The 23,236-nt window shown below is 66.4% G+C and carries 19 protein-coding genes; all 19 read left to right on the plus strand.

The window, feature by feature from the left end; all coding sequences use genetic code 11:
* The first annotated feature begins 7 nt into the window (after nt 1–7).
* Entirely contained in the window at nt 8–940 is a 933-nt protein-coding gene (gene rsmH / locus JYP50_RS02135) for a 16S rRNA (cytosine(1402)-N(4))-methyltransferase RsmH (protein WP_206558796.1), read from the plus strand.
* Nucleotides 940–1,245 carry a cell division protein FtsL gene (gene ftsL, locus JYP50_RS02140; RefSeq protein ID WP_206558797.1) on the plus strand — a complete coding sequence of 102 codons (306 nt, stop codon included), beginning with the start codon at nt 940–942 and terminating at the stop codon, nt 1,243–1,245. The genes rsmH and ftsL overlap by 1 nt, the downstream gene beginning before the upstream one ends.
* Nucleotides 1,242–2,981 carry a peptidoglycan D,D-transpeptidase FtsI family protein gene (locus tag JYP50_RS02145; protein ID WP_347136703.1) on the plus strand — a complete coding sequence of 580 codons (1,740 nt, stop codon included), beginning with the start codon at nt 1,242–1,244 and terminating at the stop codon, nt 2,979–2,981. The genes ftsL and JYP50_RS02145 overlap by 4 nt, the downstream gene beginning before the upstream one ends.
* Nucleotides 2,981–4,465, plus strand: a complete 1,485-nt coding sequence (locus JYP50_RS02150; protein WP_241262760.1) for a UDP-N-acetylmuramoyl-L-alanyl-D-glutamate--2,6-diaminopimelate ligase — start codon at nt 2,981–2,983, stop codon at nt 4,463–4,465. Before JYP50_RS02145 ends, JYP50_RS02150 begins: the two co-directional genes overlap by 1 nt.
* On the plus strand, nt 4,462–5,829 hold the full coding sequence (locus tag JYP50_RS02155; RefSeq protein ID WP_206558799.1) for a UDP-N-acetylmuramoyl-tripeptide--D-alanyl-D-alanine ligase: 1,368 nt from the start codon (nt 4,462–4,464) through the stop codon (nt 5,827–5,829). The genes JYP50_RS02150 and JYP50_RS02155 overlap by 4 nt, the downstream gene beginning before the upstream one ends.
* A gap of 2 nt (nt 5,830–5,831) precedes the next feature.
* A complete protein-coding gene (gene mraY, locus JYP50_RS02160) occupies nt 5,832–6,914 on the plus strand; it encodes a phospho-N-acetylmuramoyl-pentapeptide-transferase (protein WP_206558800.1) in 1,083 nt (360 codons plus the stop codon).
* Between the two features lie 27 nt (nt 6,915–6,941).
* Nucleotides 6,942–8,297: a UDP-N-acetylmuramoyl-L-alanine--D-glutamate ligase gene (gene murD / locus JYP50_RS02165; RefSeq protein WP_206558886.1), complete on the plus strand. Its 1,356-nt coding sequence runs from the start codon at nt 6,942–6,944 to the stop codon at nt 8,295–8,297.
* Nucleotides 8,294–9,451, plus strand: a complete 1,158-nt coding sequence (ftsW, locus tag JYP50_RS02170; RefSeq protein WP_206558801.1) for a putative lipid II flippase FtsW — start codon at nt 8,294–8,296, stop codon at nt 9,449–9,451. The genes murD and ftsW overlap by 4 nt, the downstream gene beginning before the upstream one ends.
* Nucleotides 9,448–10,545: an undecaprenyldiphospho-muramoylpentapeptide beta-N-acetylglucosaminyltransferase gene (gene murG, locus JYP50_RS02175; RefSeq protein ID WP_206558802.1), complete on the plus strand. Its 1,098-nt coding sequence runs from the start codon at nt 9,448–9,450 to the stop codon at nt 10,543–10,545. Before ftsW ends, murG begins: the two co-directional genes overlap by 4 nt.
* The gene (gene murC, locus JYP50_RS02180; protein WP_206558803.1) at nt 10,538–11,974 is read left to right on the plus strand and encodes a UDP-N-acetylmuramate--L-alanine ligase; all 1,437 of its coding nucleotides are present in this window, start codon (nt 10,538–10,540) and stop codon (nt 11,972–11,974) included. The genes murG and murC overlap by 8 nt, the downstream gene beginning before the upstream one ends.
* Nucleotides 11,971–12,912 (plus strand): D-alanine--D-alanine ligase, encoded by a 942-nt coding sequence (locus JYP50_RS02185; RefSeq protein WP_206558804.1) that lies wholly within the window; start codon nt 11,971–11,973, stop codon nt 12,910–12,912. The genes murC and JYP50_RS02185 overlap by 4 nt, the downstream gene beginning before the upstream one ends.
* Nucleotides 12,909–13,712, plus strand: coding sequence for a cell division protein FtsQ/DivIB (locus tag JYP50_RS02190; protein ID WP_206558805.1), 804 nt, complete (start codon nt 12,909–12,911; stop codon nt 13,710–13,712). Before JYP50_RS02185 ends, JYP50_RS02190 begins: the two co-directional genes overlap by 4 nt.
* Nucleotides 13,713–13,737: 25 nt before the next feature.
* Complete coding sequence (ftsA, locus tag JYP50_RS02195; RefSeq protein ID WP_206558806.1) at nt 13,738–14,982, plus strand: cell division protein FtsA; 1,245 nt, start codon at nt 13,738–13,740, stop codon at nt 14,980–14,982.
* Nucleotides 14,983–15,123: 141 nt separating this feature from the next.
* Nucleotides 15,124–16,287, plus strand: coding sequence for a cell division protein FtsZ (gene ftsZ, locus JYP50_RS02200; RefSeq protein ID WP_206558807.1), 1,164 nt, complete (start codon nt 15,124–15,126; stop codon nt 16,285–16,287).
* A gap of 76 nt (nt 16,288–16,363) precedes the next feature.
* Complete coding sequence (gene lpxC, locus JYP50_RS02205) at nt 16,364–17,278, plus strand: UDP-3-O-acyl-N-acetylglucosamine deacetylase (RefSeq protein ID WP_206558808.1); 915 nt, start codon at nt 16,364–16,366, stop codon at nt 17,276–17,278.
* Nucleotides 17,279–17,438: 160 nt separating this feature from the next.
* A complete protein-coding gene (locus JYP50_RS02210; protein WP_206558809.1) occupies nt 17,439–18,368 on the plus strand; it encodes a M23 family metallopeptidase in 930 nt (309 codons plus the stop codon).
* An 81-nt stretch (nt 18,369–18,449) separates the two neighbouring features.
* Nucleotides 18,450–21,182, plus strand: a complete 2,733-nt coding sequence (secA, locus tag JYP50_RS02215; protein ID WP_206558810.1) for a preprotein translocase subunit SecA — start codon at nt 18,450–18,452, stop codon at nt 21,180–21,182.
* Between the two features lie 422 nt (nt 21,183–21,604).
* Nucleotides 21,605–22,831 carry a bifunctional glutamate N-acetyltransferase/amino-acid acetyltransferase ArgJ gene (argJ, locus tag JYP50_RS02220; RefSeq protein WP_206558811.1) on the plus strand — a complete coding sequence of 409 codons (1,227 nt, stop codon included), beginning with the start codon at nt 21,605–21,607 and terminating at the stop codon, nt 22,829–22,831.
* Complete coding sequence (mutT, locus tag JYP50_RS02225; RefSeq protein WP_206558812.1) at nt 22,831–23,232, plus strand: 8-oxo-dGTP diphosphatase MutT; 402 nt, start codon at nt 22,831–22,833, stop codon at nt 23,230–23,232. The genes argJ and mutT overlap by 1 nt, the downstream gene beginning before the upstream one ends.
* Nucleotides 23,233–23,236: the final 4 nt, after the last annotated feature.

The following is a 23,236-nucleotide window of genomic DNA, read 5'->3' on the forward strand; positions in this document are numbered from 1 at the left end:
CCGGTACATGGTAGGAAGGGATATGCATCAAACGGTGTTGTTGCGAGAGGCGGTGGACGCCCTGGTGACCAGGCGCGACGGATTTTATGTGGACGGTACCTTTGGCCGCGGCGGGCACAGCCGCGCGATCCTGCAGGTGCTGGACGCGGGCGGCCGCCTGCTGGGCGTGGATAAGGACCCCCTCGCGGCGGCGGAGGCCGAACAGTTGGTTGTGAGCGAGCCCCGGTTCGAGTTTTTCCACGGGTCCTTCGCTCTGCTTCCCCATCAACTGCGCCGGATGGGGATCGGCGCGGTTGATGGCATTTTACTGGATTTGGGTGTGTCCAGCCCCCAGCTGGACGAGGCCGGGCGCGGTTTCAGCTTCCAGCACGACGGCCCCCTCGATATGCGCATGGACACCAGCAGCGGTGAAACCGCCGCCCAGTGGCTGGCGCGGGCCGAGGAAGCCGACATCGCCGACGTGCTGTACGAATACGGCGAAGAGCGTTACTCCCGTCGCATCGCCCGCGCCATCGTGGCCGCGCGCGCGGAAACGCCCATCACCACCACCGGCCGCCTGGCGACCATCGTCGCCGAGGCCAATCCGCGCTGGGAAAAACACAAGCACCCTGCTACCCGCGCCTTCCAGGCGATTCGTATCTATATCAATCGCGAGCTCGACGACCTGCGTGACCTGCTGGACTCGGCCCTGGATTTGCTCGCCGTCGGCGGCCGCCTGGTGGTGATCAGCTTCCATTCGCTGGAGGACCGCATGGTCAAGCGCTACATGCGCGACATGAGCCGCGGCGAGCAGTTGCCGCCCGGGGTGCCGGTGCGGGACAGCGACCTCAACCGGCGCATGAAGCTGGTGGGCAAGGCGGTGCGCGCGGGCAAGGATGAAGTGGCCGCCAACGTGCGCGCCCGCAGCGCCATCATGCGCGTGGCGGAGAAGCTGGCCTGATGGCGGCGCAGCGGCCAATACTCGCTGGCGATTCCGCCCGCCGCGGCCGTGTCGCGCTGCTGCCATTGATGATGGCGGTGGTGCTGTCGGCCTTCGGGGTGATTCATTCCTCCCACGCCTGCCGCGAGCTCTACGCCGAGCTGCAGCGCCTGGAGGCGGACCAGTGGTACCTTCAGGAAGACTACAGCCGCCTGCTGCTCGAGCAGAGTGCCTGGGCATCCCACTACCGGGTGGAGAAGGTCGCTACCGGCGAGCTCGGCATGCACTCGCCGATCGTGGAGGAACTGAAGGTGGTGGCGCCGTGAGCGCGCGGGGACGCCAAACTGCCGTCGCCCCCTGGCGTTTTTATCTCGTGGCGGGAGCCCTGGGTGTGCTGCTGTTGCTGGTGCTGGGGCGGATGTTGTCGCTGCAGGTGCTCAATACCGATCGCGGCCGCGAGTTCCTGCAGAGCCAGGGCGACATGCGCGCGGTGCGCACCGCGGAAATTCCCGCCTACCGCGGTTTGATCACCGATCGCCGCGGGGAGCCGCTGGCGGTGAGCACGCCGGTGATCTCGATCTGGGCCGACCCGGTGCAGCTGGCGGAATCCGGCCGCCTGCCGGAGCTGGCCACGGCCCTGGAGATGCCGTTGTCGGAGCTGGAAGACAAGCTCGAGCGGTATGCCGGCAAGCGCTTTATGTACCTGGCGCGCCACCGCGTGCCGGCGCGCGCGCGGGTGGTACTCGGCCACCGCATTCCCGGGGTCTACGGCGAGCGTGAATACCAGCGCTACTACCCCGCCGGTGAAGTGGCCGGTCAAGTGGTGGGCTTCACCAATGTCGACGGTGCCGGTATCGCCGGCCTGGAGCTGGCCTACGACGAGTGGCTGCGCGGCATTCCCGGCAAGAAGCAGTACATCAAGGACCTGCATGGCGACGCGGTGCGCGACATCGGTGTGCTCGAGCCGGCGCGGCCCGGGCGCGACCTGAAGCTCAGCGTCGACCTGCGCCTGCAGTACCTGCAGCATCGCGAATTGCAGCGCGCGGTAGCCCAGACCGCCGCGGACTCGGGCACTATCGTGACCCTCGACGCCCACACCGGCGAGGTGCTGGCGATGGTCAATCACCCGGTCTACAACCCCAACAGCCGCAAGGGCTACAAGCCCGGTCATACCCGCAACCGGGCAATGACCGACGAGTACGAGCCCGGCTCCACGGTGAAGCCCCTGACTCTGGTGGCGGCGCTGGAGAGCGGGCGCTATACCACCGAGACCCTGGTCGATACTTCCCCCGGTCGCATTCGCGTCGGCCGCAAGGTGCTGCCCGATCCGCGTAACTACGGCGAGATCACGGTATCGCGCATCCTCGAGAAGTCCAGCCAGGTCGGGGTTACCAAGATCGCCCTGGACATCGGTCGCGAGCCGGTATGGAACGTGTTCCAGCGCCTGGGGATCGGCGAGCCGCCGGGCACGGGCTTTCCCGGCGAACGCGCCGGCCTGCTGCCCAACCGCACCCGTTGGGCCAAGATTGAGGAGGTGAACCTGGCCTTCGGCTACGGGCTCACCACCACGCCGCTGCAACTGGCCCGCGCCTACGCGGCCTTCGCCAACGATGGCGTGCTGCCGCCGGTGTCGCTGCTGGCAATCGATGACGGGGCCCTGCCACCGGGGCGTCGGGTGATGTCCTCCGACATCGCCGACAAGGTACTGATGATGCTCAATCGGGTGACCGGTGACAACGGTACCGCGCGCCGCGCTCGGGTACCCGGCTTCGAGGTCGGCGGCAAGACCGGCACGGTGCACCAGGTGGGAGCCCAGGGTTATATCGACGACAAGTATCGCGCCCTGTTTGCCGGGGTGGCGCCAGCGGAGAATCCGCGTATCGTGACAGTGGTAGTGCTCAACGGCCCCAAGGGCGACGCCTACGGTGGCGGCTCCGCGGCGGCCCCGGTGTTTGCCCGGGTGGCCCAGGGCGCGCTGCGGCTGCTGAACGTGCCGCCGCAGGCGCCGGGCGCGGATTCCCGGATAGCCGCCGCCGACGGCCGGCGGGGAGGGGCAGCGTGATGATGGCCCAGGTGACGACGGATGCGGGGATGCCGCTTTCCGCCCTGCTCGATATGCCGCTCGCCGACGATGTGCGGGTGAGCGGCCTTGCCCTGGACAGCCGCCAGGTGCGGCCCGGCGACCTGTTCCTGGCGCTTGCCGGCAGTGTTCACGATGGCCGCGCCTTTATGGAGCAGGCGGTGGCCAGCGGCGCCGCGGCGGTGGTTGCGGAGGCGCCCGCCGGCGGTTTCGTGGATGCGTTGCCGGTACCCCTGATCGAAATTCCCGAGCTCTCTCACGAAGCGGGCGTGATCGCCGCCCGTTTCCACGGTGACCCCACCCGGACAATGCGCGTGGTGGGTGTCACCGGCACCAACGGCAAGACCACTACCAGTCGCCTGGTGGCGCAGTTGCAGCGCGCGCTGGAGCGGCCCTGTGGGGTCATCGGTACCCTGGGTGCGGCGCTCGACGACAGTGTGACCGCGGCGGCCAACACCACGCCGGACCCGGTGGTCCTGCAGCGCCAGCTGGCCGAATGGTTGCGCGGCGGCGTGCGCGACGTGGCCATGGAGGTGTCGTCCCACGCCCTGGTCCAGGGGCGCGTCAACGGGGTGCGTATCGATACCGCGGTATTCACCAACCTGTCGCGGGATCACCTCGACTACCACGGCAGCATGGCGGCCTATGCCCGCGCCAAGATGGGCCTGTTCACCCGCGAGGGCCTGCGCTTTGGCGTGATCAACAGCGACGACGCCTACGCCGGGCCGTTGCGGGCGCTGGCGGCGGGGCATTGCGAGGTGCTGGGCTATTCCGCGAGCGGCGATGCCAGGGCCGATATCCGTGTCAGCGAGTTGGTCTTTGACCAAAGGCTGGCTCGCGGCCGGATCGATACGCCCTGGGGGCATGGCGAGCTGCGCTCATCCCTGCCGGGGGACTTCAATGTGGCCAATCTCGCCGCCGCGATCACCTGTGCCGTGCTGGGCGGCCACGACCTCGACCGGGTGCTGGCGGCAGTGCCGGCGTTGCAACCGGTGCCGGGGCGTCTGCAGGCGATCCCCAATTCGCTCGGCATCCAGGTGCTGGTCGACTACGCCCATACCCCCGACGCTTTGGAGCAGGTGTTGCGCGCCATCCGGCCCCAGGTCGCCGGCGCGCTGGTGACCGTGTTCGGCTGTGGCGGCGACCGCGACACCGGCAAGCGCCCGTTGATGGGGCGCGTCGCCTGCCAGGGCTCCGACCGGGTGATTGTCACCAGCGACAACCCCCGGGGCGAGGATCCTGGCGCCATACTGGCCGATATCGCCGCCGGTTGCAGTGGTGAATACAGTCTCGAGACCGATCGTGCCGCGGCCATTGCGCAGGCTATTGACGAGGCCGCGCCGGGGGATTGTGTGCTGATCGCCGGCAAAGGGCACGAGGATTACCAGATCGTGGAGGGGCAGCGCCTGTATTTCAGTGATGCCGAGCAGGCGCGCGCCGCGCTGGCGCGGAGGGCCGGGTCATGATGCGTGACTACCGGTTGTCGGAGTTGGTTGCGCCCCTCGAAGCGACCCTGCATGGCGAGGATGTCGCCATCAGCGGCGTCGCCACGGATACCCGCGAGCCGATGCCGGGCGCCCTGTTCGCGGCCCTGAGCGGCGAGCGCTTCGACGGTCACGACTACCTCCTGGCCGCAAAGCGGGGCGGCGCGGTGGCGGCACTGGTGAGCCGTGTGGTGGACTGCGGGCTGCCCCTGCTGGAGGTGGCCGACACCCAGCGCGCGCTGGGCCGCCTGGGCGCGCGCAACCGCGACGAGTTCGCCGGGCCCCTGGTGGCGATCACGGGCAGCAGCGGCAAGACCACGGTGAAGAATCTGATTCACGCGGTGCTGTCCCGGCGCGGCCCGACCCTGGCCACCGCGGGCAACCTCAACAACGAGATCGGCGTGCCGCTGACCCTGCTGCGGCTGGCGCCGGAGCACCGTTTCGCGGTGGTGGAGATGGGCGCGGCGAAGGCTGGCGACATCGCCTGGCTGTGCGAGCTGGCGCGGCCGGATGTGGCCGTGCTGCTCAACGCCATGCCCGCCCACCTGCAGGGCTTCGGTTCGGTACAGGCGGTGGCGGAGGCCAAGGGCGAAATCTACGACGGTCTCGGCGAGGCGAGCACGGCGATCATCAACGCCGACCAGGAATACAGCCGCCGCTGGCGCGCTCGCGCCGGCGCCGCCACGATCCTTGACTACGGCCTGCGCCAACCCGCGGCGATCACCGCCAGCAATATCAGCAGTCGCGGCACCGCCGGTATCAGTTTTATCGCCAGCACACCGGCGGGGGATGTGCCGGTGGCGCTGAAACTGCCGGGCTTGCACAACGTATCCAACGCCCTGGCGGCCATCGCCGTGGGACTGGCCTGTGAACTGTCCCTGAGTGAGATCAGCGCCGGCCTGGCCTCGGTGACCCCGGTGCCCGGGCGCCTGGCGATCAGCCGCGGGCTCGGCGGCAGCACCGTGATCGACGATTGCTACAACGCCAACCCCGGCTCGGTGCGCGCGGCCATCGACCTGCTGGCGGACTGCGAGGGGCGGCGCACACTGATCCTGGGAGCGATGCGTGAGCTGGGTGATGAATCCGCCGCGCTGCACCGGCAGATCGGTGAATACGCGCGCGAGCGCGGGCTCGACCGTTTCTGGGGAGTGGGGCCGGAACTCGCGGAGTCGGTTGCCGCCTTCGGCGCCGGCGGTGCCCACTTTGCTGGTCGCGACGATGCCATCGCCGCGCTTCACGGCGAGTTCGGCGCCGACGATACCGTACTGGTTAAAGGTTCCCGGGGGGCCGCGATGGAGCACTTGCTGGCCGCATTGACCAATCAACAGATGGAGGCGAAGGGCTGACCATGCTGTTGTTCCTGTTCGAGTACCTGACCCAGTTTCACACCGGCTTCCAGGTGTTCAGCTACCTGACCCTGCGCAGTATTCTCGCCGCCGGCACCGCGCTGGCGATTTCGCTGCTGGTCGGCCCGGCAATGATCCGCCGGCTCAACTTCTACCAGGTCGGCCAGGCGGTGCGCGATGACGGTCCCGAGTCCCACCTGAGCAAGTCCGGCACCCCCACCATGGGCGGTGCGCTGATCCTGGTGGCCATCGCAATCAGTAGCCTGCTGTGGTCGGACCTGCGCAATCCCTATATCTGGATCGCGGTGGGGGTGACCGCGGTGTTCGGCGCGGTGGGCTGGGTCGATGACTACCGCAAGGTGGTCGAGCGCAATTCCCGCGGCCTGCCGGCGCGCTGGAAGTATTTCTGGCAGTCGGCGGCGGGACTGGCGGCGGCGCTGTACCTGTACCTGGCCTTCGACACCCCCGTGACCACGCAGTTGTATATCCCTTTCTTCAAGGATTTTGCCTGGAGCATGGGGCCGCTGTTTGTGTTGCTCGCCTACTTCGTGATTGTCGGCGCCAGCAACGCGGTGAACCTGACCGACGGTCTCGACGGCCTGGCCATTCTGCCCACGGTGATGGTGGGGACCGCGCTGGGGCTGATCGCCTACCTCACCGGCCACGTGGATTTTGCCAGTTACCTGCACATTCCCTACGTCGCGGGCAGCGGCGAACTGGCGGTGTTTTGCGGTGCGATCGCCGGCGCCGGCCTGGGCTTCCTGTGGTTCAACACCTACCCGGCCCAGGTGTTCATGGGTGACGTTGGCGCGCTGGCCCTGGGCGCGGCACTGGGGACGGTGGCGGTCATTACCCGCCACGAGATTGTGTTTTTCATCATGGGCGGCATCTTCGTGCTGGAGACCGTGTCGGTGATCCTGCAGGTCGCCTCCTTCAAGCTGACCGGGCGGCGTATTTTCCGCATGGCGCCCATTCACCACCATTTCGAGCTCAAGGGCTGGCCAGAGCCGCGCGTCATTGTGCGTTTCTGGATCATTACCGTGATGTTGGTGTTGTTCGGCCTGGCCACGCTGAAGTTGCGCTAGGCGGACATCAAGGGAGTGAGTGTGACAATGGCACAGGACATGATCGCAAGCAGTGACAACCGGGTCGTCTTCGGCCTGGGCGCCACCGGCTTGTCCTGTGCCCGGCACCTGCATCGCCGGGGCCTGGCCTTCGCGGTGGTGGATACCCGCGCCGAGCCTCCCGGTATCGCGGAACTGCGCCGGGAAATGCCGGAGGTGCCGGTGTTTGCCGGTGACGTGCCCTTGTCCGTGGTGGAAGGGGCCGGCGAGCTGATCGTCAGCCCCGGCGTGTCACTGGAGGAGCCCCTGGTGCGGGCGGCGGTGCAGGCCGGCGCCCGCGTGCTGGGCGATGTCGACCTGTTCGTGCGCGAGGCGCGGGCGCCGGTGATCGGGATTACCGGCTCCAACGCCAAGTCGACGGTGACCGAGCTGGTGGGCGCCATGGCGCGGGCCGCCGGTCTCAATGTCGGGGTTGGCGGCAATCTGGGCACGCCTGCCCTGGAGCTGCTCGACGAGGCGCGCGAGTTGTATGTGCTGGAGCTATCCAGCTTCCAGCTGGAGCGCGCGGAGCCGTTGAACCTGGCGGTGGCCGCGGTGCTAAACATCAGCGCCGACCACCTGGACCGCCACGGCAGCATGCCGCGCTACCACCAGGCCAAGCACCGCATTTTCCGCGGTTGCCGCAGTGCCGTTGTGCACCGGGACGACCCGCTCACCCTACCCCTGGTGGCCGATGACGTGACAGTGATCAGTTGGCGCCTGCGCGAGCCGGAGCTGGCGGGCTTTGGCCTGCGCGTGATCGACGGTGTGGACACGCTGTGCCACGGCTTCGAAACGCTGATCGCGGTGGCGGACCTGCCCCTGGCCGGCCGCCACAACCTGGCCAACGTGCTGGCGGCATTGGCCATCGGCCACGCCGCGGACTTGCCCATGCCCGCCATGCTGCGGGCGGTGCGCGAGTTCCGCGGCCTGCCGCATCGCTGCCAGCTGGTGGCGGAGCGGTGCGGCGTGCGCTTCGTCAACGATTCCAAGGGCACCAATATTGGCGCCACGGAAGCGGCCCTCAAGGGCCTGGGTGGCGAGCGCAATGTCTTGTTGATCGCCGGTGGGCAGGGCAAGGGCGCGGACTTCGGCCAGCTGCGGCAGGCCGTGGGCGCGCACTGCCGCCAAGTCCTGGTCATGGGGGAGGCGGCCGGCGCGCTGCGCGAGAGCCTGTCTGATATTGCCGAGGTCATTGATGTCGAGAGCATGGAGGCGGCGGTGCGGCGTGCCGCCGCCGCGGCTCGCGATGGCGACGTGGTGCTGCTGTCGCCGGCTTGCGCCAGCTTCGATATGTTCACCGGCTATGCCGATCGCGGCGACCAGTTCGCCGCCGCGGTGGCGCGCTTGGGAGCGGACGCATGAGCGCGTTGACGGCCAAGCTTCGCCTGCCGCCGCTGGATCCCGCACTGGCCCTGTTGGGCTTTGCGCTGCTGCTGGTGGGCTTGGTGGCCATTGGTTCGGCGTCGGTGGAGTACGGCGACTGGCACCACGGCAACCCCTGGTATCACACCCAGCGTCACCTGGTGTATATCGCCGTGGCCCTCGTCGCCGGCGTTGTGGCGTATTGCGTGCCGCCCGGCATCTGGCGGCAGACCGGGTGGCTGTGGTTGTTTGTCACCCTGGTGCTGCTGATCCTGGTGCTGCTGCCCGGCGTCGGCAAGGACGTCAACGGCAGCCAGCGCTGGCTGGCGCTGGGGCCGCTGACACTGCAGCCGTCCGAATTCGCCAAGCCCGCCCTGGTGATCTACCTGGCGGGCTACCTCGTACGCCAGGCCGATGCCGTGCGCAGTGACTGGCGGGGTTTCCTGCGGCCGATGGCGGTGCTGGGCTTCGTCGCACTGTTGCTGATGGTTGAGCCCGACTTCGGCGCCACTGTGATTGTGGCCGGCACCGCATTTGGCATGTTGTTCCTCGCCGGTGTGCGCATGAGCCATTTCCTTACCGTGCTCGGGGTGGCCCTGCTGGGGCTCGCGGCCCTGGTGTTCAGCGCGCCCTACCGCATGCAGCGCCTGATCGCCTATACCGACCCCTGGGCGGACCCCTATGGCAGCGGGTTCCAGCTGATTCAATCCCTGATCGCCTTCGGGCGCGGCGAGTGGCTCGGCGTGGGGTTGGGCAACAGTGTGCAGAAACTGTTTTACCTGCCGGAGGCGCACACCGATTTTGTGTTTTCCATCTGGGCCGAGGAAACCGGTTTTGTCGGCGCCTGCCTGGTGATTGCCCTGTACGCGGCGCTGATCGGGCGCATCCTGTGGGTGGGGCGCCGGGCCGCGGCGCTGGGGGAGGACTACGGCGCCTACGTTTGCTATGGCGTGGCGCTGATTTTTTCCGGCCAGGCTTTCGTCAACATGGGCGTGAGCTCCGGCCTGCTGCCGACCAAGGGGCTGACGCTGCCCTTTGTGAGCTACGGCGGCACCAGCCTGATCGCCTGTTGTGCCATGCTGGCGATGGTGCTGCGTATCCAGAGCGAACTGCGTGCAATCCCGGCGCGGCCGGCAAGGAAGGGCAAGCGATGAGCCGGGCCCTGCACGTTCTGATGATGGCCGGCGGTACCGGCGGGCACGTGTACCCGGCCTTGGCGGTGGCGCGGGAACTGCAGGACCGCGGGCACAGCGTGGAGTGGGTTGGCACCCAGCACGGCATGGAGTCCCGGGTGGTGCCGCAGGCCGGCATCGCGCTGCACTACCTCGCGGTGCGCGGAGTGCGCGGCAAAAACCTGTTGCAGACCGTTCAAGGCCTGCTGCGACTGGTGTTTGCCTGCTTCCAGGCACTGGCCCTGGTGGCGCGCCGGGGGCCGGACTGCGTGGTGGGCATGGGCGGTTACGCCGCGGGTCCCGCGGGGCTGGCGGCCTGGTTGTTGCGCCGTCCCCTGCTGATCCACGAACAGAACGCGGTGGCCGGCACCACCAATCGCCTGCTGGCGCCGCTGGCCCGTTGCGTGGCCGCCGGTTTCCCGGGGGCCTTCGGCAACAGGGCGGATGTGCGGGAACTCGGCAATCCGGTGCGCGGCGATCTTCTCCGGGCCGGGCTCGAATCCGCGTGGACTTTCGATGGCTCCAGGCCGCTGCGCCTGCTGGTGCTCGGTGGCAGCCTGGGGGCTCGCGCGATCAACGAGGTCGTGCCGGTGGCTCTTGAGCGCCTGAGCGCGGAGCGCGGCGCCGGACTGCTGGAAGTCTGGCACCAGACCGGCGCCGACCACATCGACGCGGTGAAGGCCGCCTACGGGGCACTGGTCGGCGACACCGTGCGCGTCGCGCCCTTCATTGACGACATGGCCGCCGCCTATGGCTGGGCCGACCTGGTGCTGTGCCGCGCCGGGGCGCTGACCGTGGCGGAGCTGGCGATTATGGGCCGTCCGGCGCTGCTGGTGCCGCTGCCCCAGGCCATCGATAACCACCAGTACTGGAATGCCCGCTCCCTGACCGACCGCGGCGCGGGCCTTATGTTGGAACAAAAGACCCTGGATGCCGGGTCACTGGCGAGCGCGGTGCGGGAGCTGGTGGACGCCCCCGAGCGACTGGCGGCGATGGCCGGCGCGGCGCGTGATGCGGCGCGGCCGGATGCCACGGCGCGGGTCGCCGACTGCTGCGAGGAACTGTGCGATGAATGAGAAAAGCGTGTACAGCGTGCCCGAGATGCGCCGTATTCGCCGCATCCACATGATCGGCATTGGCGGCAGCGGCATGAGCGGCATCGCCGAGGTGCTGGTCAATTTGGGCTACGAGGTGGCGGGCTCCGATCTGCGCCGCAGTGCGGTGACCCAACGCCTGGAGGACATGGGTGTTGCCCTGCACTATGGTCACGCCGCGTCGAATATCGATCACGCGGACGCGGTGGTCAGCTCCAGCGCGGTGAGCGCGGACAACCCCGAAGTGGTCGCCGCCCGGGAGGCGCGGATTCCGGTGGTGCCCCGGGCCGAGATGCTGGCGGAGCTGATGCGCTACCGCCACGGCATCGCGGTGGCCGGTACCCACGGCAAGACCACCACCACCAGCCTGATCGCGGCGGTGTTCGGCGAGGCCGGGCTGGACCCGACTTTCGTTATTGGCGGTCTGGTCAACAGCGTGGGCAGCAATGCCCAGCTCGGCGCCAGCCGTTTCCTGGTGGCGGAGGCCGACGAGAGCGACGCCTCCTTCCTGCACCTGCAGCCAATGGTCACCGTGGTGACCAATATCGAAGCCGATCACATGGAAACCTATGGCGGCGACCCGGCGGTGCTGCGCCAGACCTTTCTCGATTTCCTGCACAACCTGCCGTTCTACGGCCTGGCGGTGTTGTGTATCGACGACCCGGTCGTCGCGGGCTTGCTGCCCGACACGACCCGGCAGGCCGTCACCTACGGATTTGACGAGCGCGCCGACTACCGCATCAGCGACATGGTACGCCGGGGCCTGACCACGGAATTCACGGTACACCGCCCCGGCAAACTGGCCTCGCTGCAGGTGAAGCTCAACATGCCCGGCAGCCACAACGTACTCAACGCCGCCGCCGCGATCGCCGTGGCCAGCGACGAAGGCCTGGCGGATGATGCCATTACACGCGGCCTGGAAAGTTTCGCCGGCGTGGGGCGGCGCTTCAGCCTGCTCGGCGAGCTGGCCTTCGAAGGCGGTTCGGCGATCCTGGTGGACGACTACGGCCACCATCCCACCGAAGTCAGGGCAACCCTGGAATCGGCGCGCCAGGCCTGGCCGGACCGCCGGCTGGTGATGATTTACCAGCCGCACCGTTATTCCCGCACCCGCGACCTGTACGAGGATTTTGTCGCGGTGTTATCGCGCTGCGACGCGCTCCTGCTGCTGGACGTGTACCCGGCGGGAGAAGCGCCGATCCCGGGGGCCGACAGCCGCAGCCTTACCCGCAGTATCCGCCAGCGCGGACAGGTGGAGCCGGTGTTCGTGGAGTCGATCGACGAGGTGGCCGGGGTGCTGGCGGACGTGCTGCGCGACGGCGATGTGGTGATTACCCAGGGGGCGGGCAATGTCGGCAAGCTGGCCCAGGACCTGAAGGCGCTGGGTCGACTGCAGGGGGGAGTGCAATGAGTTGGGAGCGGATCAAGGCGGCCCCGGTCGCGGTGTTGCTCGGCGGCAACTCCGCCGAGCGCGAGGTATCCCTGCAATCCGGCGGCACGGTGATTGCCGCCCTGGAAACCCTGGGCTGCCAGGTACGGCCCGTGGACCCCGCCGATGCCGACTGGATTGCACAGCTCGAAGGCGCGGGTTTCGTGTTCAACGCCCTGCATGGACCGGGTGGCGAGGACGGCGTGATGCAGGGAGCGCTGGCCTCCCTGGGGTTGAAATACAGCGGTTCGTCGGTGCTGGGCTCGGCCCTGGCCATGGACAAGCAGCGCAGCAAGCAGCTGTGGCAGGGCATCGGCCTGTCCACCGGCGGCTTCGAGTTATTGGCGGCGGACACCGACTGGGCGGCGGTGATCGCGCGCCTGGGCAAGGTTTTCGTCAAGCCCGCCTGCGAGGGCTCCAGTATCGGCATGGCGCCGGCGGCGAACGCGGCGGAGCTGGAGGCGGCCTACCGCAAGGCCGCCGCCTATGGCGCCGTGGTGCTGGCGGAGCAGTTTATCGACGGCCCCGAATACACGGTGGCGATCCTGGGCGATACGGCCCTGCCGTCGATTCGCATGGAAACCGACAACGAATTCTATGACTACGAGGCCAAGTACCTGTCCGACGCGACCCGCTACCACTGCCCCAGCGACCTGGGCGCGGCGGACGAGGCCGAGGCGGCCGCGCTGTCCCTGGCGGCGTTCCGCTCCCTGGGCTGCGCGGTGTGGGGCCGGGTGGACCTGATGCGTGACCGCGACGGGCGCTTCTATGTGCTGGAGGTCAATACCATACCGGGTATGACCTCCCACAGCCTGGTGCCCATCGCGGCGAAGGCGGCGGGGATGGATATCGCCGCGCTGGTGCGTCGTATCCTGGAGCTGAGCTGGGACGCCCGGGTCGCTGAGGTGAAGCCGGCATGAGCGTGCGCGAATCACAGGGCGGCCGTCGGGGCGGGCGCGGGGCGACCCGCAAGCAGGCGCCGCAGCGCGAGCGCCGCGAGTGGTCGTTTAACTGGCTCAACCGCTTGCTGATCCTGATTGGCTCCGGCGCGGTGCTGGCCGCGGCTCTGCAGGGCTTCATCACCCTGCAGGCCATACCTGTGGAGCGCATTGTGGTGAGCGGCGATCTCAAACACACACGCACCGAGGTGTTGCAGGAGATGGTACAGCCGGCGCTGGTGGGCGGTTTTCTCAGCGCGGACCTGGAGCAGATCCGCGCCGAGCTGGAGGCCCTGCCCTGGATCTACCGGGTATCGGTGCGCCGCCGCTGGCCCAATTCGCTGGAAATCACGGTGGTCGAACAGCTGCCGATCGCGCGTTGGGGGCAGGGCGGCTTTCTCAATCACGAGGGCGCGGTGTTCCAGTCGGACAATGCCGAAGCCTGGCGGGACCTGCCGCGACTGGTGGGGCCCCCGGGGAGCGAGCGCGAACTGATGGCGCGCTATCAACGCTTGGAAGAGCTGCTGGCGGATGTGGCGCTGGAAGTGCAGATGCTGGAGGTCGACGAGCGCGGCCAGCTGGAGGCGGAGCTTACCGGCGATATGGAGCTGGTGTTGGGGGGCGAGGCCTTCCTGGAGCGGGTGCAGCGCTTTATCGCGGTGTACCGCAGCGACCTGGCGGAGCGCGCCGGAGATGTGGCGCGGGTGGATTTGAGATACCAGAGCGGCCTGGCGGTCGCCTTTCACGAGCCGGCCCAGGTGGTCGGACTGACAAGCGAATAATCGAGGACGGGGGAGACACACTGCCATGGGCAGCGGACAGGAAAAGCGCATGATCGTCGGGCTGGATATCGGTACATCCAAGGTCGTCGCCATAGTCGGTGAGATCGGTACGGATGGGGATATCGAGATCGTCGGTATTGGCTCCCACCCGTCAAAGGGGATGAAAAAAGGCGTGGTGGTGAATATCGAGTCCACCGTGCAGTCGATCCAGCGGGCGGTCGAGGAGGCCGAGTTGATGGCGGGCTGCCAGATCCACTCGGTCTACGTGGGCATCGCGGGCAGCCACATCCGCAGCCTGAATTCCCACGGCATCGTCGCCATTCGCGACCGGGAGGTGTACGCCCTCGACCTGGAGCGGGTGATCGACGCCGCCCAGGCGGTGGCGATTCCGGCGGACCAGAAAATCCTGCACATCCTGCCCCAGGAGTACGTGATTGATACCCAGGAGGGCATCAAGGAGCCGCTGGGCATGTCGGGGGTGCGGCTGGAGGCCAAGGTCCACCTGGTGACTTGCGCGGTGAACGCGGCGCAGAACGTCGAGAAGTGCATTCGCCGCTGCGGGCTGGACGTGGAGGAAATTATCCTCGAGCAACTGGCCTCAAGCTATGCGGTGCTTACCGAGGACGAGCGCGAACTGGGGGTGTGCCTGGTGGATATCGGTGGTGGTACCACCGACATCGCCATCTTTACCGAGGGCTCCATCCGCCACACCGGGGTGATTCCGATCGCCGGTGACCAGGTAACCAACGATATCGCCATGGCCCTGCGCACGCCAACCCAGCACGCGGAGGAGATCAAGATCAAGTACGCCTGCGCGCTGACCCAGCTGGCCGGTCCGGACGAGACCATCAAAGTGCCCAGCGTGGGCGAGCGCCCGCCGCGGGACCTGTCCCGCCAGGCGCTGGCGGAGGTGGTGGAGCCGCGTTACGACGAGCTGTTCACCCTGGTGCAGGCGGAGATTCGTCGCAGTGGCTACGAGGACATGATCCCGGCCGGCGTCGTGCTCAGTGGCGGCACCTCGAAGATGGAGGGCGTGGTGGAACTGGCGGAGGAAATCTTCCATATGCCGGTACGCGTGGGTTACCCGCAGACGGTGCGCGGCCTGAACGACATCGTGCGCAACCCGATCTATTCCACCGGCGTGGGCCTGCTGCTCTACGGCCAGCAGCACCAGGCGGGCGAGGGCGGTGCCAGCTCGGCGGCGGCCGGCGGCGGCGACGAGCCCGGGCTGCTGGCGAGGATGAAGGCGTGGGTGCAAAGCAACTTTTAATAGCGGTGCCCGGCTCGCCGGACACCGTACGCGGATTAGGCCCCACCCGGGGTGGGGCTGAAAGAATTTGGGTGTCAGTGCACCCGAATGATGTAGAACCGCCACGCTTCGCGTGGCAAACCATGTAAGGGGAGAAATACCATGTTTGAACTGATAGACAACGTTCCTCAGAACGCGATCATAAAAGTCATCGGCGTCGGCGGTGGCGGCGGTAACGCCGTCAAGCACATGATCGACAACCAGGTGGAGGGGGTGGATTTCATCTGCGCCAACACCGACGCACAGGCGCTGTCCGACATCAACTCCAAAACCGTGCTGCAGCTGGGCGGTGAAATCACCAAGGGACTGGGCGCCGGCGCCAATCCGGATATCGGCCGCGCGGCCGCCATGGAAGACCGGGAGCGGATCGCCGATTCGATACGCGGCGCCGACATGGTATTCATTACCGCTGGCATGGGTGGTGGTACCGGTACCGGCGGTGCGCCGGTGGTGGCGGAAGTGGCCCGGGAAATGGGTATTCTCACCGTGGCGGTGGTGACCCGGCCGTTCCCGTTCGAGGGTAAAAAGCGACTCTCGATCGCCGTGGAAGGGGTGCGCGAACTGCAGCAACACGTCGATTCTTTGATCACCATTCCCAACGAAAAGTTGCTTGAGGTGTTGGGAAAAAATACCAGTTTATTGGATGCCTTTAAGGAGGCGAATGATGTATTGTTGGGCGCAGTTCAGGGTATAGCCGACCTGATCATCCGCCCCGGCATGATTAACGTGGATTTCGCGGATGTTCGAACGGTGATGTCCGAGATGGGCATGGCGATGATGGGCACCGGTAGCGCGAAAGGTGAAAACCGCGCCCGGGAAGCCGCCGAACGCGCCATCAACAGCCCGCTACTCGACGACATCGACATCAAGGGTGCGCGCGGCATACTGGTGAATATCACCGCCGGGCTCGATCTGTCACTTGGTGAGTTTTCCGAAGTTGGCGACACGATCGAGGAATTTGCGTCCGATGAAGCGACAGTTGTGGTTGGTACCGTTATCGATCCAGAGATGACGGACGAGCTCAAGGTGACCGTGGTGGCCACGGGCCTGGGCGGCGAGGTAGCGCGAGCGCCCTTGCAGGTGGTTGAAAATTCACCGCAGCAGGTGGAGGTGACCGCCGAGCCCAATTATAAGGAGTTTGATCGTCCCCCGAGCATGCGCAGACCGCGCAAGGCCGCGGGTGGACAGGCAGCAGCTGTCGCGGCTGAAGCCGGCGGCGAGGAGTATTTCGATATTCCCGCGTTCTTGCGTCGCCAGGCAGACTAGCAAGGTATTTGACCCGGACCGGTTCCGGCGATGCCTTGCATCGCTAGGTGTGGCACAGGATACGGTTGGAAGCATTATGATTCGACAGCGAACTTTGCGAAATGCAATCAAAGCGACAGGTGTGGGTTTGCACACCGGCGAGAAGGTCTACCTGACCCTCAATCCGGCGCCTGTCGATACCGGCATTGTGTTTCGTCGGGTGGATCTCGATCCCGTGGTGGAAATCCCCGCGCGGGCGGAGAACGTTGGCGATACCACGCTCTCAACCAGTCTGATGGCCGGCGGCGAACGTGTGTCCACGGTCGAACATCTGCTCTCGGCCATGGCGGGCCTGGGCATTGACAACGCCTATGTGGATGTCAGTGCGCCGGAAGTGCCCATCATGGACGGCAGCGCGGGCCCCTTTGTGTTCCTCATCCAGTCCGCTGGCATCGAGGAGCAGAACGCGGCCAAGAAGTTCATTCGTATCAAACGCCCGGTCACGGTGGAAGACGGGGACAAGACGGCCAGCTTCCTCCCCTTTGATGGCTTCAAAGTCTCCTTTTCCATCGAGTTCGACCACCCGGTGTTTCACGATCGCGCTGCCCACGCCGAAATCGACTTTTCCTCCACCTCCTTCGTCAAGGAGGTGAGCCGCGCGCGGACCTTCGGTTTCATGCACGAAATCGAGTACCTGCGTTCCAAAGGCCTGGCCCGCGGCGGCTCCGTCGACAACGCCATCGTGGTCGATGAGTACCGTATCCTCAATCAGGACGGCCTGCGCTATGACGACGAGTTCGTCAAGCACAAAATCCTGGACGCCATCGGCGACGTGTACCTGCTGGGCCACAGCCTTATCGGCGAGTTCCGGGCACACAAGTCGGGTCACGCCCTGAACAACACCTCCCTGCGGGCCCTGATCGCCCAGCCCGACGCCTGGGAAATGGTCACCTTCGAGGACGAGGCCACCGCGCCCATCTCCTACGCCACCAATCCCGTCCCGGTCGCCTGATTCGGCGAAAAAAGAGGCAAAAAAATAGGGGTCAGGTACCTATTTCGACACGAAATAGGTACCTGACCCCTATTTTTTTGCCTGTCCCCCTTTTTTGGTTGGCGTGGCATAAAGCCGGTGGTTGTGGCATAGTTCGCTGCCGATTACTGCAAATGTGCCAATGAAAGTCATTGTCATCAACCGCAAGCACGGCGGCTCGCGCTCGTTTGAGCTAGGTCGCTGGTCCCGTGCCCTACTATCCCTGTGCTGCCTGGGGCTGCCACTGGGGATGGTCGCTGCCGGCTATGTCGCGGGCCTGGAAAGTGAGGCCCAGGCCCTGCGCGGCGAATCGGTCGACGCCATGGCGGATGAACTGGCCCAGCAATCGCAGGAGCTGGAGGCCATCCGCGACGAGGCGGAGCAGAAATTACAGGCCCTGACCCTCAGCCTGGCGGAACTGCAGGCCCGCATGACCCGGCTCGACGCCCTCGGCGAGCATCTCACCGCCATGGCGGAGCTGGAGGACGGTGAATTCGATTTCAGCCAGCCCCCGGCGCTGGGGGGCCCCCTGGCCGGCGAATTCGAGGTGGACTACAGCAGTCTGGACCTCACTGGCGAGCTCGAAAGCTTTTCCCGTCGCCTGAGTGACCGCGAGCAGCAGCTGGCGATCCTCGAGTCCCTGCTCAACAACCGCAGGCTCGAGGACGAGGCCTGGCTGTCTGGCCGCCCCATCGAAAAGGGTTGGGTATCCTCCCACTACGGCAAGCGCAACGACCCCTTTACCGGCCAGCCCGCCTTCCATCACGGCATCGATTTCGCCGGCAAGGAGGGTTCCGGTGTGCTGGCGGTGGCCGGCGGCGTGGTCACGTGGGTAGGCGAGCGCGCCGGTTACGGCCACATGGTGGAGATTTCCCACGGCGATGGTTTGGTGTCGCGCTACGGCCACAACAAGCAGAACCTCGTGGCGCCCGGCGATGTGGTGCGCAAGGGCGAAACCATCGCCCTGATGGGGTCCAGTGGGCGCTCGACCGGCGCCCACGTGCATTTCGAGGTGTATAAACACGGCCGTTCGGTCGATCCCTCCAGCTACGTGCGCCGCACCCGGCGCTGACCCTTGCCGCGACAGTCCCCGTCGCCCGCTCAGCCATACCCTGAATGAGCGGATGTATCCCGTTCCCGGATAGACAAAACCATGATTAGCACAGCACTGAAAAAAGTCTTCGGTACCCGCAATGATCGCGAACTGAAGCGCATGCGCAAGATCGTCAAGCAGATCAACGGCCTGGAAGAGGCCATGCAGGCCCTGTCCGATGAGGAGCTGAGGGCCAAGTCCGGCGAGTTTCGCCAGCGTTTCCAGGACGGGGAGTCCCTCGACCGGCTGCTGCCGGAAGCTTTCGCGGTGGTCCGCGAGGCCGGCGTGCGCACCCTGGGAATGCGCCATTTCGACGTGCAGCTCATCGGCGGCATCGCCCTGCACGAGGGCAAGATCGCCGAAATGCGCACCGGTGAGGGCAAGACCCTGGTGGCCACCCTGCCGGCCTACCTCAACGCCCTGTCCGGCAACAGCGTGCACCTGATCACCGTCAACGACTACCTCGCGGGCCGGGACGCTGGCTGGATGAGCCCGCTGTACAACTTCCTCGATGTTTCGGTGGGCGTCATCCGCTCGGGCCAAATGCCCGACCAGAAGCGGGCCGCCTACAACGCCGACATCATCTACGGTACCAACAACGAGTTCGGCTTTGACTACCTGCGCGACAACATGGCCTTTAGCCTGCACGACAAGATGCAGGGCGAACTGGCCTTCGCCATCGTCGACGAGGTGGACTCGATCCTGATCGACGAGGCGCGCACGCCGCTGATCATTTCCGGCGCCTCCGAGGACAGCTCCGAACTCTACAAGCGCATCAACAAGCTGGTGCCCCAACTCAAGCCCGATACCGAGGGCGAAGAGGGCCACTACACCGTCGACGAGAAGCAGCGCCAGGTGGAGCTGACCGAAATGGGCCACGAGTTCGTCGAGGAGCTGCTGACCCGGGAAAAACTGCTGCAGGAGGGCGACAGCCTGTACGCGGCCACCAACCTCAGCCTGCTGCAACATGTGTACTCGGCCCTCAAGGCGCGGGTACTGTTTCACCGCGACGTGGAGTACATCGTGCAGGAAGGCCAGGTGGTGCTGATCGACGAGCACACCGGCCGCACCATGCCGGGCCGGCGCCTGTCCGAGGGCCTGCACCAGGCCATCGAGGCGAAGGAAGGGGTGTCGATCCAGAGCGAGAGCCAGACCCTGGCCTCCACCACTTTCCAGAATTACTTCCGCCTGTACGACAAGCTGGCCGGCATGACCGGCACCGCCGATACCGAGGCCTTTGAGTTCCGCCAGATCTACGGCCTGGAAGTGATCGTGATCCCCACCAACAAGCCCGCCCAGCGGCTGGACCTCAACGACCTGGTGTACCTCACCCGGGAGGAGAAGTTCGACGCCATCGTGGCCGATGTGAAGGACTGCATGGAAAAGGGCGCGCCGGTGCTGGTGGGCACCGCCTCGGTGGAAACCTCCGAGGAGCTGTCCCAGCGCTTCCGCGAGGCGAAGATCGAGCACAAGGTACTGAATGCCAAGTACCACGAGCAGGAGGCCGAAATCATTGCCCAGGCGGGCCGCCCCGGGGTGGTGACCATTGCCACCAACATGGCCGGCCGCGGTACCGATATTGTGCTCGGCGGCAACCTGGATGCCGAGATAGCCGCCCACGGCGATGCCATCAGCGACGACAAGAAGGCCGAACTGAAGGCCGCCTGGGAGCAGCGTCACCAGCAGGTGCTGGAAGCCGGCGGTCTGCATATCCTGGGTACCGAGCGCCACGAATCCCGCCGTATCGACAACCAGCTGCGGGGCCGCGCCGGGCGCCAGGGGGATCCGGGTGTATCCCGCTTTTACCTGTCGCTGGAAGACAGCCTGATGCGCATCTTCGCCTCCGACCGGGTGAAGAACTTCATGCAGGCCCTGGGCATGGAGAAGGGCGAGGCCATCGAGCACCGCATGGTGACCAACGCCATCGAGAAGGCCCAGCGCAAGGTGGAGGGCCGCAACTTCGATATCCGCAAGCAGTTGCTGGAGTACGACGATGTGGCCAACGACCAGCGCCAGATCATCTACCAGCAACGCAACGACCTGCTGGGCGAGGACGACATCGCCGACACCATCACCGCGATCCGCGAGGACGTGGTGAACGAGGCCATCAACAGCTACATCCCGCCGATGAGCGTGGAGGAGCAGTGGGATATCCCCGGCCTGGAGAAACAGTTGGAGGCGGAGTTCGCCATTGCCCTGCCCATCCAGCAGTGGCTGGACGGCGACGAGCAGTTGTATGAGGAAGCCCTGCGCGAGCGCATCGTGGCCGAGGTCCAGAAGGCCTACGACACCAAGAGCGCGGAAGTGGGCCCGGACATGCGCAAGATCGAGAAGCAGATCATGCTGCAGGTGCTCGACACCCTGTGGAAGGACCACCTGGCGACCATGGATCACCTGCGCCAGGGTATTCATCTGCGCGCCTACGCCCAGAAGAATCCCAAGCAGGAGTACAAGCGCGAGTCCTTCGCCCTGTTCGAGCAGTTGCTGAGCAGCCTCAAGTACGAGGTGGTCAAGTTCCTCAGTCATGTGCAGATCCAGCGCCAGGACGAGGCCGCCCTGATCGAGGCCCGGCGCCGGGAGGCCGCCGAGCGCGAGAAGCTTGCCTTCCAGCACGCCGCTGCCACCGCCATGGCCGCCGAAGCCGCGGAGGCGGAGGCGCCTGCCCAGGCGGCCGGCGCCGAAACTGCGAACCCGGCGCAGCCCTTTACCCGGGAAGAGCCCAAGGTGGGGCGCAACGAGCCCTGCCCCTGCGGCAGCGGCAAGAAGTACAAGCAGTGCCACGGCAAGCTATAATCCCGCGGCGCGCCCCCCTGTAGGGTCGAATGCATTCGACCAGGGACCGCGCAGCGCAACCCCCCTGTAGGGTCGAATTCATTCGACCAGGGACCGCGCAGCGCCCCCCCCTGTAGGGTCGAATGCATTCGACCGGGGACCGCGCAGCGCACCCCCCTGTAGGGTCGAATTCATTCGACCGGGGACCGCACAGCGCAACTCCCTGTAGGGTCGAATTCATTCGACCAATAGCGAGGCACAGAAGCCCCCGGACCGTCGAAAGCCAACTCAATACTTTCGATTGAAAGAAGCGTTATTCCTGGTCGAATGAATGACCCGAAAAGAGGGGCCCACCGTCGACCCTACATGGACAGAGAAAGGCCGGTTTCATTCGGCCGCGTAGATACGATCCACAGCTCACACTGGCAAAGCGAACCCATACCATGGCCGTAGGCAACGATCCCCTTCCCGAACTGCATCCCGTACCCGGCATCCGGCTTGCCACGGTGTCCGCCGGCATTAAAAAGCCCGGCCGACGCGACCTGGTGCTGATCGAGGCGGCCCCTGGCTCCCACTGCGCGGCGGTGTTTACCCGCAACGCCTTCTGCGCCGCGCCGGTGGTGGTGGCCCGCGAGCACTGGCGCGCCAGCGATGGCCAGCCCCGCTACTTGCTGACCAATACCGGCAACGCCAATGCCGGGACCGGCGAGCAGGGCCTGGCGGACGCCCGGGCCTGCGCGGGGGCGGTGGCAAAAGCGGCGGGCACCGACATCCAGTCCGTCTTGCCTTTCTCGACCGGAGTGATTGGCGAGCCCCTGCCTGTCGACAAGATCACCGCGGTCGTGCCGGAGGCCCTCAGTGCGCTGCACGAGGCGGGCTGGGCCGATGCCGCCAGCGGCATCATGACCACCGACACCCGCCCCAAGGGTGCCTCTCGGCGCTTCCACTGCACGGGCCGTGAATACACTCTCACCGGTATCGCCAAGGGCGCGGGAATGATCCGCCCGAACATGGCGACCATGCTGGCGTACCTGGCGACCGACATGGCGGTGGCGCCGGATTTACTGCAGGAGGCCCTGCGGGAAGCGGTGGATATGTCCTTCAACCGCATCACCATCGATGGCGACACCTCCACCAACGATGCCTGTGTGCTACTGGCCACCGGCGCCGCGGGTAACGGTGTGGTTGCCAGCAGGGAAAGCCCCGAATTTCTCGCCCTGCGGGACGCCCTGGCGGAAGTCTGTGTCAGCCTGGCCCAGGCCCTGGTACGGGACGGGGAGGGCGCCAGCAAGTTTGTCACCGTGCAGGTCAACGGCGGGCGCGACGAGCAGGAGTGCCTGGACGTGGCCTTTACCATCGCCCATTCACCGCTGGTGAAGACCGCCCTGTTCGCCTCCGACCCCAACTGGGGCCGTCTGCTCGCGGCGATCGGCCGCGCCGGGCTTGCGGATCTCGACGTCAACCGGGTCGGGGTGTACCTGAATGACGTACTCATTGCCGAGCGCGGTTGCCGCGCGGCTTCCTACACCGAGGAGCAGGGCGTTGCCGCCATGGCCCCGGAAGACATTGCGATCCGCATCGAGCTGAACCGCGGCGAGGCCGGCGCCGGGGTGTGGACCTCGGATTTTTCCTACGACTACGTGCGGATCAACGCCGAGTACCGCAGCTGATGGCCGAGGTGCACGTGGCGGTGGGGGTGATCGTTGCCGCCGACGGCAGGATCCTGCTCAGCCGTCGCGCCGAGGGGGCGCACCAGGGCGGCCTGTGGGAGTTCCCCGGCGGCAAGGTGGAGCCGGGCGAGGCGGTTCGCGATGCCCTGGAGCGCGAGTTGCTCGAAGAGCTGGGTATCCGCGTGTCGGAGGCCGAGCCACTGCTCGAGATCCGCCATGACTACGGCGACAAGCGGGTGCTGCTGGACGTGCATGTGGTCAGGGATTTCAGCGGCACGGCCCAGTCGCTGGAAGACCAGCCCCTGCTCTGGGTCGCGGTGGAAGAGTTGCGGGACTATGCGTTTCCCGCGGCGAATGTGCCGATCGTCGAGTCGGTGATGGCATTGCTGGGGAATGACTGAGCCC

Origin of the sequence: Parahaliea mediterranea, from assembly GCF_017255185.1 — a bacterium.
Classification (GTDB): Bacteria; Pseudomonadota; Gammaproteobacteria; order Pseudomonadales; family Halieaceae; genus JAFKCZ01.

Coding starts and splice junctions, on each gene's coding strand:
- rsmH (WP_206558796.1), top strand. CDS start 8: ATGGTAGGAAGGGATATGCATCAAACGGTGTTGTTGCGAGAGGCGGTG.
- ftsL (WP_206558797.1), top strand. CDS start 940: ATGGCGGCGCAGCGGCCAATACTCGCTGGCGATTCCGCCCGCCGCGGC.
- JYP50_RS02150 (WP_241262760.1), top strand. CDS start 2,981: ATGATGGCCCAGGTGACGACGGATGCGGGGATGCCGCTTTCCGCCCTG.
- JYP50_RS02155 (WP_206558799.1), top strand. CDS start 4,462: ATGATGCGTGACTACCGGTTGTCGGAGTTGGTTGCGCCCCTCGAAGCG.
- mraY (WP_206558800.1), top strand. CDS start 5,832: ATGCTGTTGTTCCTGTTCGAGTACCTGACCCAGTTTCACACCGGCTTC.
- murD (WP_206558886.1), top strand. CDS start 6,942: ATGGCACAGGACATGATCGCAAGCAGTGACAACCGGGTCGTCTTCGGC.
- ftsW (WP_206558801.1), top strand. CDS start 8,294: ATGAGCGCGTTGACGGCCAAGCTTCGCCTGCCGCCGCTGGATCCCGCA.
- murG (WP_206558802.1), top strand. CDS start 9,448: ATGAGCCGGGCCCTGCACGTTCTGATGATGGCCGGCGGTACCGGCGGG.
- murC (WP_206558803.1), top strand. CDS start 10,538: ATGAATGAGAAAAGCGTGTACAGCGTGCCCGAGATGCGCCGTATTCGC.
- JYP50_RS02185 (WP_206558804.1), top strand. CDS start 11,971: ATGAGTTGGGAGCGGATCAAGGCGGCCCCGGTCGCGGTGTTGCTCGGC.
- JYP50_RS02190 (WP_206558805.1), top strand. CDS start 12,909: ATGAGCGTGCGCGAATCACAGGGCGGCCGTCGGGGCGGGCGCGGGGCG.
- ftsA (WP_206558806.1), top strand. CDS start 13,738: ATGGGCAGCGGACAGGAAAAGCGCATGATCGTCGGGCTGGATATCGGT.
- ftsZ (WP_206558807.1), top strand. CDS start 15,124: ATGTTTGAACTGATAGACAACGTTCCTCAGAACGCGATCATAAAAGTC.
- lpxC (WP_206558808.1), top strand. CDS start 16,364: ATGATTCGACAGCGAACTTTGCGAAATGCAATCAAAGCGACAGGTGTG.
- JYP50_RS02210 (WP_206558809.1), top strand. CDS start 17,439: ATGAAAGTCATTGTCATCAACCGCAAGCACGGCGGCTCGCGCTCGTTT.
- secA (WP_206558810.1), top strand. CDS start 18,450: ATGATTAGCACAGCACTGAAAAAAGTCTTCGGTACCCGCAATGATCGC.
- argJ (WP_206558811.1), top strand. CDS start 21,605: ATGGCCGTAGGCAACGATCCCCTTCCCGAACTGCATCCCGTACCCGGC.
- mutT (WP_206558812.1), top strand. CDS start 22,831: ATGGCCGAGGTGCACGTGGCGGTGGGGGTGATCGTTGCCGCCGACGGC.